The following is a 14,662-nucleotide window of genomic DNA, read 5'->3' as shown; positions in this document are numbered from 1 at the left end:
AGGGCCCGCTCCCCCCTCGCGTGCCGGTGCGTTCAGGGGGCGCTGATGGGCGACGGCGCCGGGCGTGCGGCCGGTTCCCTCCTGACGAACGAGGAGGAGGCCCCGCCCAGGGCCAGGCGGGCCGGCAACCCCGTCGTCCACGTCTGACGTCCTGCGCACGCCGGCCCGCTCACGGTCAGCGTTCCGTCGCACGGCCACTCGTCCGACCGCTCGCCCGACCGGTCCCACACGGCCAGCGGGCCGTCCAGACGTGCGGTGAGCAGATACTGCAGCGGGGTGCGCGGCAGGAACAGGTCGGCGTCGGGCGTCGCGCGCCGTACGGCCCGGGGAAGCACCGGCTCGCACAGCCGCACCAGCGTGGCGGGCTCGGCACGCTCGACCAGCGCGCGGATCTCGGGAGCGGACAGGTTCGCCACCTCCCGGGCCATCGAGACATTCCTGACGAGCACGCGGACCGGCCCGGACGCGCCGTCCATGCGGGCCAGCGCCTGCTCGGACCTGGCGTCGCAGACGACCTGGTCGGCGAACAGGTCGCGCACGCCGGCCACTCCCCCGGCCTCGATCGCCGCGACGGCCGCCGTCAGGGCGTCCGCACCCGTGATCGCCCCCCACCGGAGGGCGGGGCCGCAGGCCGTACAGCCCGTCGCGACCGACCTGGACCTGCGGACGTCCGGATCCCGGCTCTCCCGTCCGCAGTCCTCGCACAGGACGGCGGAGGGCGCCCCGGCTGCGGGCGGGCGGCAGTCGTCACAGCAGACGAGCGGATACGAATACCTGCGGCCGGCCCGGTCGAACAGCTCACGCACGCAGGCCGAACAGAGCCCCCGCTCACTTCGCCGAGCGCCGGGGGAAGCCGAGATGACCATGGAAGCGGCACTGCCCCCGGCCGATCGCTCTAATCACAGGGGTCACCGGATTCTCAGCAGGCGCCCCACCTGCGGTCATGCCGTACGCAGGCCCGCTCAGCCCTCGGCGAGGGCACGCAGGGACGGGCGGAGCGTCTCGGCGATCCGTTCGGGGGAGGCGCCGTGCAGGGCCGTGAGGCCGAGCAGCTGGTGGGCGATCGTCACGCCCAGCATCGTGCTGACCATCAGGGCCGCCCGCAGTTCCGCGTCGCCGGAGCCGATCGCGTCCGCCAGTTGCGCCACCTGGCCGTCGAGCTTGCCGCGCACCTCCTCGGCGGCGTCGGGGTGGGTGAGCATGGAGCGCATCATCGCCAGCGTCGCCTGCGGCAGCGGCCCCATCTTCATGCCGATCCTGCCCAGCAGTTCCTCGACCGGCGCCAGCTCGCCGTCCAGCGGCGGGATCGACGGGATCCGCACGGCCTGCTCGAACAGCTCCTGCTTCGACCCGAAGTACTGCATGACCAGGGCCGGATCGACCTCCGCGGCCGCCGCCACGGCCCTGATCGTCGTGCGCTGGAAGCCGCGCTCGGCGAAGATCGCCCGCGCGGCCGACAGGATCCGCTCCTCGGTGCGGCGCCGGCGCTCTGCCCGGCTCGTCGGCGTCCCCTCCACGTGACGACTCTACCGGCGTTGACCGCATCGGCCCGTTCGCTCTACAGTCGTTGAGTCAACATCTGTTGAGCGAAGCGCTTTTCCACTGATCGGAGCGAACGGATGCAGCTCACCCCGCGCGAGGTCCTGGCCCGCTTTCACCGGGCGATGGTCGACAGGTCGGCCGACGACCTGGCCGACCTCTACGCCGCCGACGCCCTTCACACGTTCCCGTTCCGGGCGCCGCTGTTCCCCGCCCGGCTTGAGGGGCGCGAGGAGATCCGCGCCCTCTACCGCGCCACGTGGGGCGCGAGCCCCGTGCGGCTCACCGAGATCCACGACGTCGTCGTCCACGAGGCGGCCGATCCCGAGGTCGTCACCGGAGAGTGGGAGGGCACCGGCACGGTCGAACCGGACGGCCGGCCGTTCCGGGCCACGGGCCTGCTGACCCTGCGCGTGCGGAACGGCGAGATCGTCGAGACGCGCGACTACATGGACGTGTTCGGCACCTACCACGCGATGGGCCGGCTGAAGGACGTCGTGGCGGCCGCGGAGAACGCTTCCGCCACGGCCTGATCGGGGGCGCGCGCCCGCCTGCGGGCGCGGCCACAATGGTGACCATGACGATCTCGGGGACCGTGGTCCGCCGGGCGGGAGCGGCCGACGCCGCGGCCCTCGTCCGCCTGCGCGCCGTGATGCTGGAGGACATGGGGGCGGAGGTCGGGGACGAGAGCGCGCCCTGGCGGGCGGCGGCCGAGGCGTGGTTCACCCGGCGACTGAGCGATCCGGGGGACTTCGCCGTGTTCGTGGTGGACGACCCGGAGCTCGGCGTGGTGAGCTGCGCGGCGGGCACCTGCGACCCCCACGCGCCGGGGCCGACGAACCCGAGCGGCCTGCACGGCCACGTCTTCAACATCTGCACCGACCGGCGGCGCCGCCGGCTCGGCCTCGCGCGCGCCTGCCTCGACGCGCTGCTCGCCTGGTATCGCACCGAGACCGAGGTCCGGACGATCGACCTCAGCGCCACGGCGTACGGGATCGAGCTGTATCAGTCCTTCGGGTTCGACGCGCCCCGCTATCCCGCGCTCCAGCTGCGGCTCGGCCCGCCGCTCGGGCGCGGCTTCACGAGTCGCTAGCCAGTGCCCCTTTGCGACGATCATGATCGTTCAGTAGGAGCGGGGCAGTCCGAGGACATGCTGTCCGATGAAGGCCAAGACCAGGTTGTTGTTGACAGGGGCGACCTGGTAGAGGCGGGTCTCGCGGAACTTCCGCTCGACGTCCCAGGTGTCCACGAACCCGTTGCCGCCGTGGATGTCCAGGCAGACGTTGGCCGCCTGCCAGCTGGCCTCACTCGCCAGGAACTTGGCCGTGTTCGCCTCAGCTCCGCTGTGCTGCCCGCTGTCGAACAGGGCGGCTGCGCGGGTGCGCATCTGGTCCGCAGCGGCGACCTGGGTGTAGGCGCGGGCCAACGGGAACTGCACGCCCTGGTCGGCCCAGATGAGGTGACCGAAGACGTCACGCTCCCTGGCGTACGCGACCGCCCGGTCGAGGAACCAGTACCCGTCGCCGATGGCCTCGGAGGCCAGCAGGATGCGTTCGGCGTTCCAGCCGTCGATGACGTAGCGGAATCCATGCCCCTCCTCGCCGATCAGGCTGTCGGCGGGGATCCGCATACCCTTGTACCAGACCTGGTTGGTGGCGTAGTTGAACATGGTGCGGACCGGTTCGACGACCAGCGTGGCGGGCTGCTCCTCACGGACCTGACGCAGGTCGACGAGAAGGAGACTGATGCCCTCGGTCCGTTCAGCGGGGTCCTCCGCCAGCGGACGAGTGCGGGCCAGCAGCATCAGAAGGTCCGACTGGGCGATCCGGCTGGTCCAGTTCTTGTGGCCGGTCACCACGTAGTCCTCGCCGTCGCGCACCGCCATGGTCTGGATCCGGGTGGTGTTGGATCCGGCCTCGGGCTCGGTGATGGAGAATGCCTGCAGCCGCAGCCTGCCGGCCGCGATCTCGGGCAGATAGCGCCGTCTCTGCTCCTCGCTGCCGTGCCGCAGCAACGGTGCCATGGTGTACATCTGGGCGTGGCAGGCGGCAGAGTGCCCGCCGGAACGGTTGATTTCCTGCAGGATGATGCTTCCCTCAGTGACCCCCATCCCCAGCCCGCCGTACTCCTTCGGGATGAGGACCGACAGGTACCCGGCCTCGGTGAGGGCGCGTACGAACTCCTCCGGATAGGCCCGCTCGCGGTCGCGGGCGCGCCAGTACACGTCGCCGAAACGCCCGCAGAGTTCGCGCACCTCCGCGGACAGCCGCTGGTGGGCGGCGTCGCTGTCGTGAATGGCGATATCGTTCATGCCCGGTCCACTCCCTCACTGTGGACGCGTTCAGTGCAACAACCCGGCGTGGCGGGCCTCATAGGTGAGCCGGTCGCGGTGATCGGGGTGCGCTATGGCGATCAGCGCGGCCGCACGCTGGGAGATGCTGCGGCCCCTCAGCTCCGCGATGCCGTACTCGGTGACGACGTGGTCGATGGTGTTCTTCAACGTGGTGACCGGGGTGGCGCGGCCGAGCTGGACCTTGATTCTGCTGGTGCCGTCGCTGGTGGCGGCGTGGGTGACAAGGAACGCCTGCCCGCCGTCGGAGTACATGGCGCCGCGGGCGAAGTCGGCCTGCCCTCCCGAGCCCGACCAGTAACGACCCGCGATGGTCTCGCTGGCCGCCTGGCCCATGAGGTCGATCTCACTGGTGGCGTTGATCGACATCATGGCGGGTTCGCGGGCCACCACTCGTGGGTCGTTGACCCAGTTGACCGGCAGCATGGCCACCGACGCGTTGCCGTCGAGCCAGTCGAAGAAACTCCGGGTGCCGATGCAGAAGGTGGCGACATTCTTGTTGCGTTGGTGCTTCTTGCGCGCGCCGGTGACGACGCCTTGTTCCGCCAGGTGCATGACGCCGTCGGACATCGCCTCGGTGTGCACGCCCAGATCGCGGTGCCCCGCCAGCTCGGCCAGCAGCGCGTTGGGGATGCGGCCGACGCCGATCTGCAGGCATGCCCCGTTCGGCACGCGCTCGGCGACCAGTTCCGCGATGCGCGTGTCCCGATCGTCGGGTACGGCCGGCATCGTCTCCTGCAGAGGGTAGTCGGCGACGCACCAGCCGGCGACCTGGCTGACGTGGATCTGGTTCTGTCCGAAAGTGCGCGGCATTCGCGGGTTGGCCTCCAGGAAGAACGGCACCTCACCGATGAACGCGGCCACGTAGTCGGCATTGGTGCCCAGGCTGAAGTAGCCGTGCTCGTCGGGCATGGTCGACGCGGCCAGGACCAGGGAGTGCCGGGTGTACTCGCGGAGCAGCAGGGGCACCTCGCTGAAGTGCGCCGGGACGAGCTCACACGTGCCGTTCCAGTACGCCTGCCGGCATCCCGGCCCCAGGTAGTAGCTGACATGGGTCAGCTGCCCCGGGTATTTGCCGTTGATATAGGAGCGTTCGCGGACGGGATCCATCTGATGGATCCGAACACCGGTCAACCGGTCGGCGTGGGCCTCAAGAGCATCGATCACAGCGTGCGGTTCGCCGTTGTGGGTCGGCACGATCAGGTCCGCGCCGTCTCATACCAGGTCCAGCACGTCGGTCGGTGCGTTCATGACACCTCCTGGTGGACCGCGGCCGCTGTCGCGCCGCCGTGCCGAACCGATCGGGGCGGTCACCAGGCGTGAAGAGCCACGATCCGGCTCTCATGGCCCCTGCACCGCCCGCTGTGCTCGCTCGTCCCACACCGGCCGCACGGTGGTCACGTCGGGCCCGTACCCCCGTCGGTAGATCATCATGGTGCGCTCGAAGATGATGACGATCTCACCACGCTGGTTGAAGCCGATGGTGCGGACCGTCACGATGCCCACGTTGTGGCGCGAGCGCGACTCCCGGACGGACAGCACCTCCGACTGCGAGTAGATCGTGTCGCCCTCGAACACCGGGTTCGGCAACCGCACCTTGTCCCAACCGAGGTTCGCCATCACGTGTTGCGAGACGTCCGTGACGCTCTGACCGGTGACCAGAGCCAACGTGAACGTCGAGTCCACCAGTCGCCGGCCGAACTCGGTCTGGGCCGCATAGTGCGCATCGAAGTGCACCGGCATGGTGTTCTGGGTCAGGAGGGCCTGCCATACGTTGTCCGTGGCGGTCACCGTTCGCCCCAGCGGATGCCGGTAAACGTCGCCCACTGAGAAGTCCTCAAAGTAGCGGCCCGGCCACGAGACCCGTTCTGCCGATTCGGTGGTCATCTCGACCTCCTCTTCGGTCGGCTTCCTTCCCAGTCTGCCACCCAAGTCAGAACGACCTAGAGGTCGAGCCGATAGCGGACGGTCCGGTGCGTCGGCACGTAGCCGAACGCGTCGTTGATGGCCCGCATGTAGGTGTTGCCGTCGGCGGTGTCGGCGAGCAGTCCGCCGAGGCCGGGGTGGCGCTCCCGGACCAGCCGGATCATCTCGGCCTTCATCCAGCGGCCGAGGCCGCGCCCGCGGTGCTCGGGGAGGACGCCGGTGCCGTAGTGCTGCCCGTCGCCCGTGCCGTCGCCGGGGACCACCAGCTCGGTGAAGCCTGCGATCGTCCCGGCGGCCTCGTCGATCGCCGCGACGGTGTGCAGGAGCTCGCCGCGCCGGGCGACCGCGTCGGCGGCGGCCCTGACCCGGGCGACGTCCCACGGCGCGGGCCTGTAGTCGAGGCCGTCCATCGGCATGTCGTCCATGGCACGGCGGGACGCGGCGAACGTCTCGGCCAGTTCGTCCGGGACGACGCCCTCCCAGGAGACCAGCCGATATCCCGGATGCGGCTCCGCGAGGGCCGCGGCGAGGACGGCGGGGTCCACATCGGCCGGCGCCAGGCGGGTGAACGTCAGGCCCAGCGCCGGGCGGAACCCCCGCGCGGCCAGGAACGCCTCTCCGGGGCCGCCGGCCTCCGCCTCGGCGGTGACGCGCCGCCGGCCCTCCTCACGCGCCGCCGCCAGGGCCGCGTCGAGCAGGCGCGACCCCACCCCGGCGCGGCGCTCGGCCGGGTGGACGTGCAGATCGAGCTCGGCGAGATCCTCGTCGCCCGGGGCGGTGAACAGGCGCAGGTACGCCGATCCCGCGGGTGCGCCGTCAGGCCGGGAGGCCAGCCAGGCCAGACGGCGGCTGGAGGCGCCGGTGTGCGGATCGACCAGACGGGTCAACTGAGAAGACATGGGCGCACACCATAGGCATCGGTGCGCTCATGGATCAACCGGATTTACCGGTACTCCTGCGCGGGCAGGGCCGACAGGACCCGCAGCACCCGCACGAACGCCTCCCTGTCGTCGCCGGACAGCCGCGACAGCAGCCGTTCCTCCATCCGCCGGATGCCCGCCTGAGCCGCGTCCCGCAGGCGGCGGCCCTCGGGCGTGATGGACAGGAGCCGGACACGGCGGTCGGCGGGGTCGGGGCTCCGCTCGATCAGCCCTCTGCGCTGCAGGTCGTCCAGGACGCGGATGATGCGTGTCTTGTCCGCGCCGATCGACTCCGCCAGCGCGGCCTGCGTGCGCACCGGCCGCTCGTCCAGGCCCAGAAGCACGGCGTACGCCCACATCGACAGGCCGTGCTCCCGCAGGATCGGCGTCTCGGCGGCCATCAGCGCCCGGGTCAGGGGGGCCGCCATCGCGGCGAGATCGGGGCGGTCGGGCATGCCCCACAGCTTAGACATTGACAGAAGATAAGCAGAAGCATATTGTCTGCAATCGCTTACGATTTTGGAGGAGAGATGGACATCCGGGAACTGGACCGGCGGGCCGTGCAGGCGAGCGTCGAGGTGGTCGCCGAGGTGCGCCCCGGCGACCTGGAGCGCCCGACGCCCTGCTCGGGCTGGACCCTGGCCGACCTGCTCGCGCACATGACCGCCCAGCACCTCGGCTTCGCCGCCGCGGCGGAGGGCCGCGGCACCGACCTCGACGCGTGGCGGGAGCGGCATGGTCCCGACCCCGTGTGGGCCTACGCCGCGGCGGCCGAGCGCGTCACCGCCGCGTTCGCTGCCGAGGGGGTGCTCGATCGCGGGTTCGTCCTTCCCGACGTGGGGGTGGACGCGCCGTTCCCGGCCGTGCAGGCCATCGGCTTCCACTTCATCGACTACCTGGTCCACGGGTGGGACGTCGCCCGCACGCTGGGGATCGCCTACGACCCCGACCCGGCCCTGGCCGAGGCCGCCTGGCCGATCGCCCTGGCGGTGCCGGACGGCGAGTTTCGCGAGCGGCCGGGCGCCGCGTTCGCGCCGAGCGTGCCCGCCCCTCCGGAGGCCTCCCGCTTCGACCGGATCCTCGCCCGCCTCGGCCGGACCCCCGCTCACACGAGCAGCAGTCCCCAGTAGAGGGACCACGGGAGGAACAGGGCGCCGCCGGCGAGCAGGAGCCCGAGCCGGACCCGCTCGCCCCTCGTCCCGGCCCGCCGCCACGCCCACACGGTCCGTACGGAGGCGGCCACCGCGGTCAGCGCCAGGGCCTGCAGGGCCAGCCAGACGACCGGACGCCCGAGCAGCACCGGCCCCGGCGCGGCCAGCTTGCCCCCGGTCATGAGCAGGTAGAACAGGTAGGCGAATCCCCCGAGCACCGCGGCCGTCCCCGCGGCGGCGAGCACGCGCGGCGCGGCCGGCAGAGCCGTAGGGGCCCGCCCGCGCAGCCGGCGGGCGAGGGCGGTCACCGGGTAGGCGGCGAACGCGGCGATCAGCAGCAGCATCACGGCCAGCTGCACCGGGGCCGACTCCCACGGCGCCGGACGGTCCACCGGCACGGTCGGCGTCGCCTGCTCGGGCGCGGGGCCCGAGATGCTCGCCAGCGGCGGCCGCCCCGAGACGACCTCGCGGACCCAGGAGCCGACGAGGTCGGCGTACCCGGGAGCGAGGGCGGGAAGCCGGGTGACGCCGCCGTCGGGCGTGAGGTGGGCGGCGTGGTCCGCCCCGGGGAAGAACCGGAACGTGTAGTGCCGGTTGCCGCCCTTCTCCAGCGCCCGCGCGAAGATCGGCGGGGTCTCCTCGGGCGGCGTCAGCAGGTCGTGGACTCCCCAGACGGCGAGCACCGGCTGCCGCACCGCGGCGAGGGTCGGCTCGGGGTCGTACCAGGGCTCGGGGAACATTCCGCCGTCGGCGATCGTCCGGTACAGGGCCGGCTCGGCCCGGTCCACCAGCGACCCCGCCACCCCCGCCTTGCGCAGGCCCGCGGCGACGGCCCAGGTCTGCTGCCGCAGCGGCGTGAGCGCGTTGGCGCCGACGACCACGACGAACGCGACGTCCCGCGAGCGGGAGGCCGCGAGGGGCGCGACCCAGCCGCCCTCGCTGAGCCCCCAGACGCCCACCTTCGCCGGGTCCACGCCCGGCTGCGACCGCAGCGCGGCCACCGCGCCCAGCGCGTCGTCCGCGAGCGTCGAGTAGGACCGGTGGAAGGTCGAGTAGCCCTCCGATCTCTTGTCGTAGACGAGCACGGACATGCCTTCGCGGGCGAACTCGACGGCTTCGCCCATGAGCTTGGCGCGCGGCGTGCCGGTGCCCGCCCCGTGCACGAGCACCATGCCGGGCCGCCCGGGTGCCGCCTTCACCGGCGACAGCACGGTGCCGTGCAGGGTGAGGCGGCCGCCGCCGGAGAAGCTCACCTCTCTTCCGGTCAGGTCGGCGGGAACGGCCACCGCGCCCGCGGGGGACGGCGGGGCGGATGCGGCCGCTGCGGAGGCCGCTGTCGGGGCCGACGTCAGGGTGAGAACGAGGCCGATGGCCAGGGCGATTCGACGCATACCGCCGAACCTAGTCTGCAGATAAATGTCGGCAAAGCGTTCTCTGCAGATATCGTTCTGGAGGACTAGGGTGATCCTCATGAAGGACGAGGAGCCGTTCCTGCTCGACGATCCGGCCCGCCTCAAGGCGCTGGCCCACCCCATGCGGCGGCTCATCCTGCGCCACCTCGACATCCACGGGCCCGCCACCTCCACGACGATCGGCGAGCTGCTCGGCGCGAAGACCGGCACGACCAGCTACCACCTGCGCCAGCTCGAGAAGTACGGCTTCATCGAGGAGATCCCCGAGCGTTCGGGCGGCCGGGAACGCTGGTGGCGCAGGGCCGAGACCCCGCGCGACATGCGTGCGCCGACCCCCGCCCAGCTCGCCCCCGAGGACCGCCCGGTGCTGGAGGAGTTCCACCGTGTCGGCTTCGAGGAGGATCGGGCGCTCCTGGAGCGCTTCCCTGAGGCCTACCGGCGCGATCCCGACTGGGCCAAGGGCTCGCGCGGTCTCGGCCGGATGACGAAGGAGGAGTTCGCCGAGTTCTTCGACGCCTACGTCGCCCTGCTGCTCAGGTACAGCCACCGGGCGCAGGACGCGCCGCCCGGCGCGCGGCCCCTGTACATCCGGATGTTCGCCCTCCCTGCCGACGAGCCCTGAGTCGCCACGGACTCACACGGCCCAGCCCGTGAGCTGGGTTATCGTGAAAATGCCGCCGATGTCCGGGCTTCGCCAAGCCGGTCACGGCGCACGCGCACCATACGGCCGCTCTCGTCGGGGGAAGGGAACGTCGGATGTCCGAAGTGCTCCGTGCCGTCGACAGGCTGAGACAGGCCATCAATCGCCATGACCTCGACGCCCTGGCGCAGTGCTTCGACGAGCGGGCCGTTCTGGTGTCCCCGGACGGCGTCGCCGAGAACAGGGAGGAGATCACCTCCTACTACAGTCAATGGATGGAGGCGTACCCCAACATGGTGATCACGCCGCAGTCGGTGACCATGTTCGGAGACACCGTGGCGGCGGAGTTCACGATCAGCGGCACGCACAAGGGACCGCTGCTCTTCCCGGGTGGGGACGTCCTCGAGGGCACCGGGCGGTCCATTCTCCTGCGCTCGTGCAGCTTCTCCACGGTGGAGAACGGGCTGATCCTCAGTCATCGGCTCTTCTACGACCAGCTGGAGGTTGCGGCCCAGATCGGCGGCTGCCTCTGTTTCGGCGACCACCCGTAACCGGCGAGGGAAAGCTCCAACCGGCCACGAACTCATTCCCCCTCATCGGGTGAAAGCGGGTAGCCGGATGGATGGAGCCCCCACGTGATCCCCGAAGCACCACCCGACCGCGTCGACGACGCCGAGCTGATCAGGCGGTCCCGGCGCGACCCCGAGGCCTTCGCGGACCTGTTCGACCGGCACGCCTCCGCCCTGCACCGGTACGTCGCCCGCCGTCTGGGCGCGTCCCTCGCCGACGACGTCGTCTCCGACACGTTCCTGACCGCCTTCCGCAAGCGCGAGCGCTACGACCTGACCCAGCCGGACGCCCGCCCGTGGCTGTACGGCATCGCCGCGAACCTCATCGGACGGCACCGCCGTACGGAGATCCGGTTCTACCGGGCGCTGGCGAGGACGGGGGTGGACGAGGTCGCCGAGCCGTACGCCGACCGCGTCGACCAGCGGGTGTCCGCACAGGGCACGCAGCGCGGCCTGGCCGAGGCGCTGGCCGGGCTGTCGGCGGGTGACCGGGACGTGCTGTTGCTCGTCGCCTGGGCCGACCTCACCTACGAGGAGATCTCCAGGGCGCTGGACATACCGGTCGGGACCGTGCGCTCGCGATTACACCGGGCGCGGGCGAAGACCCGCGCGGCGCTCGGCGGCGACGACCCCACCGCGACAAGTGAGGAGCCCCTCGATGGATGACCTGCGACTGCTCCGTGAGATGCGCGCGGAGGTGCCCGAGCCAGGCCCCGAGTGGCTGGTCTCCGCCAGGGCGCGACTGCTGCGCCGCCTCCGCGCCTGGCACCTCCCCCGGTTCGGCCGGCGGCTGCTGCTCGCCGGAGCCCTCGGCGGCGCCGCCTCCGTCGTGATCGCCACCCGGCGGGACGGGCCCGGCGTCGTCGCCCGGTCTCCGGTCGTGCGGCTCGACTCCGCGACCGTGCTGCGGCAGGCGGCCGAGGTCGCCGAATCGCGGCCGCGGCCGGTCGTGCCCCGGCCGGACCAGTGGCACTACACCAGGACGCTGGACAAGCAGGCCAACGACGATCCCGGCTCCCCCGGCACGACGCAGGAAGGCTGGATCCGTTACGACGGGAAGCAGGCCGCCGGCTATGGCATGGACGGCCGGATGCACGTCAGCGACGTGCCGCCGGACCCCGGCGACGACGACCTGTCCCCCCAGCAGTACGACGCGAAGCTGCGCAGGCTCCCCACGGACCCGGACGACCTGCTGGCCCACGTCAGCGGTGACCGGCACTGGATCGACCTGCCGGTCGAGGAGGGCGTGAAGAAGAACGTCGAGCCCCCGGACGCGCGGGCCTTCCGCGTGATCTTCCTCTACCTCGAACGGCACGTGGTCATGCCGCCGAAGCTGGAGGGGGCCATGTTCCGGGCACTGATGAAGATTTCCAGGGTGGTGGTCGAGAAGGACGTCGCCGACGCGGCCGGACGGCGCGGCCTGGGGATTCGCTTCGACTGGGGCGGCGATCCCGCCAGCCTGAGCTACCACATCCTCGATCCCCGCACCTACCGCTACCTGGGCAGCCGCATGGTGTGGCGGCGCGACGAGCACATCGACGGCGATCCGGAGCCGGCCTTCCGGGCGGGATCGGCGTGGACGACCGCCCTGCTGGCCTCCGGCATCGTGGACCGGCCCGGCCAGCGGCTCTGAACCGGACCAGCCGGATCGGGCCCTGCGGCAGCCTTACGGGCCCCGCGGCGCGCGTACGGGCCCCGCGGCGCCGCGTACACGGCCCTGCGGCGCCGCGTACACGGCCCTGCGGCGCGCCGCGGGGCCCTGAATATTTCACCGAATTCGGCGCCGACCGGCAGATCGCGTACGGCGTTTCCCGAGGTGCCGTGCGATTCCGGGAAATCTTTAATGGAAAGGGATATTTCCGCTTCGGCGAATCGTGTACATGAGCCGGGCGATTGCCGAGTCTGAGGAGCGTCGGCCCCCTGAGCGAACCGGAACGGGCGCCGGCACGCCAGCGCCGGTCACCTCACCCTGGAGACGATCGCCCATGCCCTTCGGCCACCATCGGTTCGCCCGCAGGATCCTGACGGCCGCCGCGGCGGCCGTCCCCATTGCAGCACTGGCAGTGGCGGGACCGGTCCTGGGCACGACGTCCGCCGACGCCGCGGTCACCTGTCAGGTGACCTACGCGAGCACCCAGTGGGGAACCGGTTCAGGCGGCTTCACGGCCGCGATCGCCGTCAGGAACACCGGCGAGACGCTGACCGGCTGGAAACTGACGTTCACGTTCCCCGGCTCCCAGAAGCTCACGCAGGGCTGGTCGGCCCGGTGGACCCAGCTCGCCGACCACGTCATCGCGGAGAACGAGCCGTGGAACGGCACATTGGCGTCCGGCGCATCCTTGCAGCTCGGATTCAACGGCACCTGGACCGGGAGCAACCCGCCGCCCACGGACTTCGCCTTCAACGGGGTGCCCTGCCAGGTCATCGTGCCGGGCACGTCGCCGAGCCCGTCCGCCAGTCCCAGTCAGAGCCCGTCCGCCGGCCCCAGCGCGAGCCCGTCGCCCGGCCCGCTGCGGATCGTCATCGAGCCCAGGACGGTCACCGTGCCCGAGGGAGGCACGGCGAGCGTACAGGTGTGGCTCAACCGCAGGCCCGAGGGCACGGTGCGCGTCGGCACCGCCAACGTGTCCGGCGACAAGGACCTGACGATCGTCACCAGCCCGTCCTTCACCCCGGACAACTGGAACGTCCCGCAGCCCCTCACCGTGGCCGCCGCCGAGGACGACGACGCGGTGAACGGCAGCGCCACCTTCGACACGCGCAGCAGCCAGGCCACCGCGCCCAGCGCCGTGCTGTGGACCGCCACCGAGCAGGACAACGACACCGCCGGTCCGTCACCGAGCCCCAGTCCGAGCCCCAGTCCGAGTCCGAGCGGGGACGTGCCGGTGGACAACCCGTTCATCGGCGTCAAGGGGTACGTCGACCCGGACTGGGCGGCCGACGTGGAGTCCTCCGCCGCGAAGGTGGACGACGCGACCGCGCAGAAGATGCGCGGCCTGAAGAAGACGCCCACCGCGGTCTGGCTGAACCGGATCGCGGACGTCACCGGCGGCTCCGGGGCCGCCCGTACGCTGAAGGACCATCTCGACACCGCCGTCGAGCAGGGGGCCGGGTACATCACGCTCGTCCTCCACGACCTGCCCGACCGCGACTGCCGGTCGCTGGTCTCCACCGCCGAGCTGCACGAGCAGGACAACGGCCTCAACCGCTACAAGGCGGAGTTCGTGAACCCCATCGCCGCCCTCCTGGCCAGGCCCGAGTATCGGAACCTGCGGGTCGCGGCGGTCATCGAGCCGCGTGCCCTGACCGACCTCATCGTGGGCGGCGTGGACACCTACCCGTGTCGCCAGGCGGCGGAGTCGGGCGTGTACGTGATGGGCATCCGCCACGCCCTCGACAAGCTGTCGCCCCTGCCCAACGTCTACACGTACCTCGACACGGGCAGCGCGGGATGGGCCGGCTGGGAGACGAACTTCACCGCGCTCGCGGCCTCCGTCACCGAGACCGTGCGCGGCACGACGGCGGGCCTGAACAGCCTCGACGGGATCGCCACGAACGTCGCGGACTACGTCCCCCTCCAGGAGCCCTTCCTGACCGACCCGGAGCAGACCGTGGCCGGCCAGCCGATCAAGCAGAGCAGGTTCATCGACTGGAACCCCTACCTGAACGAACGGGACTACGCCGTCGCGATGCGGAGCGCCCTGATCGCCAAGGGCTTCTCCAGCCTGCTCGGCGTGATCGTCGACACCTCCCGCGACGGCTGGGGCGGGCCGGCCCGGCCCACCGCCGTGAGCACCTCGCTCGACGTCAACACCTATGTGGACCAGAGCCGCGTCGACCGGCGTCCGTCGCGGTCCGCGATGTGCAACCAGAAGGGCGCGGGGCTGGGGGCCCGGCCGGTCGCCGCTCCCGCCCCCGGGGTGGACGCCTACCAGTGGATCAAACGGCCCGGCGAGTCGGACGGCGCGGGCGGACCGCTCCTGCCCGAGGGCTCCGACCGGCTGCTCGACCGCATGTGCGACCCCAACGGCTCCCTCACGCCCTGGTCGAACGGGTTCCGGCCGACCGGCGCCCTCCCCGACGCGCCGCTGGCGGGCGACTGGCACCACGAGCAGTTCACGATGCTGGTGAACAACGCCTACCCCGCGCTGTGAA

At 71.6% G+C, this 14,662-nt stretch carries 16 protein-coding genes; 8 read left to right on the top strand and 8 right to left on the bottom strand.

Translation table 11 applies throughout. The features are described from left to right. Positions 1 to 32 precede the first annotated feature (32 nt). Both ABZ860_RS02985 and ABZ860_RS02980 read right to left on the bottom strand, forming a co-directional pair. On the bottom strand, positions 33 to 866 hold the full coding sequence (locus ABZ860_RS02985; RefSeq protein ID WP_357214171.1) for a hypothetical protein: 834 nt from the start codon (positions 864 to 866) through the stop codon (positions 33 to 35). Positions 867 to 962: 96 nt separating this feature from the next. Then, positions 963 to 1,517, bottom strand: coding sequence for a TetR family transcriptional regulator (locus ABZ860_RS02980; protein ID WP_357214169.1), 555 nt, complete (start codon positions 1,515 to 1,517; stop codon positions 963 to 965). A gap of 102 nt (positions 1,518 to 1,619) precedes the next feature. Between ABZ860_RS02980 and ABZ860_RS02975 the strand changes: the two genes are divergently transcribed. Beyond that, the gene (locus ABZ860_RS02975; RefSeq protein ID WP_357214166.1) at positions 1,620 to 2,072 is read left to right on the top strand and encodes a nuclear transport factor 2 family protein; all 453 of its coding nucleotides are present in this window, start codon (positions 1,620 to 1,622) and stop codon (positions 2,070 to 2,072) included. A 44-nt stretch (positions 2,073 to 2,116) separates the two neighbouring features. Continuing rightward, positions 2,117 to 2,632, top strand: a complete 516-nt coding sequence (locus ABZ860_RS02970; protein ID WP_357214164.1) for a GNAT family N-acetyltransferase — start codon at positions 2,117 to 2,119, stop codon at positions 2,630 to 2,632. A 30-nt stretch (positions 2,633 to 2,662) separates the two neighbouring features. On the opposite strand, the gene ABZ860_RS02965 is transcribed toward ABZ860_RS02970, so the two are convergent. The 5 genes from ABZ860_RS02965 to ABZ860_RS02945 all read right to left on the bottom strand — a co-directional run bounded on the left by ABZ860_RS02965 (position 2,663) and on the right by ABZ860_RS02945 (position 7,208). Next, positions 2,663 to 3,850, bottom strand: coding sequence for an acyl-CoA dehydrogenase family protein (locus tag ABZ860_RS02965; protein WP_357214162.1), 1,188 nt, complete (start codon positions 3,848 to 3,850; stop codon positions 2,663 to 2,665). A 30-nt stretch (positions 3,851 to 3,880) separates the two neighbouring features. After that, complete coding sequence (locus ABZ860_RS02960) at positions 3,881 to 4,999, bottom strand: acetyl-CoA hydrolase/transferase C-terminal domain-containing protein (RefSeq protein WP_357214160.1); 1,119 nt, start codon at positions 4,997 to 4,999, stop codon at positions 3,881 to 3,883. 231 nt (positions 5,000 to 5,230) lie between these two features. Continuing rightward, positions 5,231 to 5,776 (bottom strand): MaoC family dehydratase, encoded by a 546-nt coding sequence (locus ABZ860_RS02955; protein WP_357214158.1) that lies wholly within the window; start codon positions 5,774 to 5,776, stop codon positions 5,231 to 5,233. Positions 5,777 to 5,832: 56 nt separating this feature from the next. Continuing rightward, positions 5,833 to 6,714: a GNAT family N-acetyltransferase gene (locus ABZ860_RS02950; protein ID WP_357214155.1), complete on the bottom strand. Its 882-nt coding sequence runs from the start codon at positions 6,712 to 6,714 to the stop codon at positions 5,833 to 5,835. A gap of 44 nt (positions 6,715 to 6,758) precedes the next feature. Then, positions 6,759 to 7,208 carry a MarR family transcriptional regulator gene (locus ABZ860_RS02945; RefSeq protein ID WP_357214152.1) on the bottom strand — a complete coding sequence of 150 codons (450 nt, stop codon included), beginning with the start codon at positions 7,206 to 7,208 and terminating at the stop codon, positions 6,759 to 6,761. 57 nt (positions 7,209 to 7,265) lie between these two features. Here ABZ860_RS02945 and ABZ860_RS02940 point away from each other — a divergent pair, with 57 nt between their 5' ends. Then, positions 7,266 to 7,865 (top strand): TIGR03086 family metal-binding protein, encoded by a 600-nt coding sequence (locus ABZ860_RS02940; protein WP_357214149.1) that lies wholly within the window; start codon positions 7,266 to 7,268, stop codon positions 7,863 to 7,865. Here ABZ860_RS02940 and ABZ860_RS02935 read toward each other — a convergent pair. Further along, positions 7,841 to 9,277, bottom strand: a complete 1,437-nt coding sequence (locus tag ABZ860_RS02935) for a prolyl oligopeptidase family serine peptidase (protein ID WP_357214147.1) — start codon at positions 9,275 to 9,277, stop codon at positions 7,841 to 7,843. The genes ABZ860_RS02940 and ABZ860_RS02935 overlap by 25 nt on opposite strands. Positions 9,278 to 9,356: 79 nt before the next feature. On the opposite strand from ABZ860_RS02935, the gene ABZ860_RS02930 reads away from it, so the two are divergent. From ABZ860_RS02930 to ABZ860_RS02910, 5 genes are all read left to right on the top strand, one after another. After that, positions 9,357 to 9,920, top strand: a complete 564-nt coding sequence (locus ABZ860_RS02930) for a helix-turn-helix domain-containing protein (protein ID WP_357214145.1) — start codon at positions 9,357 to 9,359, stop codon at positions 9,918 to 9,920. A 134-nt stretch (positions 9,921 to 10,054) separates the two neighbouring features. Continuing rightward, complete coding sequence (locus tag ABZ860_RS02925) at positions 10,055 to 10,489, top strand: nuclear transport factor 2 family protein (RefSeq protein WP_357214143.1); 435 nt, start codon at positions 10,055 to 10,057, stop codon at positions 10,487 to 10,489. A gap of 84 nt (positions 10,490 to 10,573) precedes the next feature. Next, a complete protein-coding gene (locus tag ABZ860_RS02920) occupies positions 10,574 to 11,173 on the top strand; it encodes an RNA polymerase sigma factor (RefSeq protein WP_357214140.1) in 600 nt (199 codons plus the stop codon). Next, positions 11,166 to 12,140, top strand: a complete 975-nt coding sequence (locus ABZ860_RS02915) for a CU044_5270 family protein (protein WP_357214138.1) — start codon at positions 11,166 to 11,168, stop codon at positions 12,138 to 12,140. The genes ABZ860_RS02920 and ABZ860_RS02915 overlap by 8 nt, the downstream gene beginning before the upstream one ends. 352 nt (positions 12,141 to 12,492) lie before the next feature. Continuing rightward, positions 12,493 to 14,661, top strand: coding sequence for a glycoside hydrolase family 6 protein (locus tag ABZ860_RS02910; protein ID WP_357214135.1), 2,169 nt, complete (start codon positions 12,493 to 12,495; stop codon positions 14,659 to 14,661). The last annotated feature ends 1 nt before the right edge of the window (position 14,662 follow it).

Origin of the sequence: Microbispora sp. NPDC046973, assembly GCF_040644495.1 — a bacterium.
Lineage (GTDB): Bacteria > Actinomycetota > Actinomycetes > Streptosporangiales > Streptosporangiaceae > Microbispora.
This window is presented reverse-complemented; position numbering and strand designations above follow the sequence as displayed.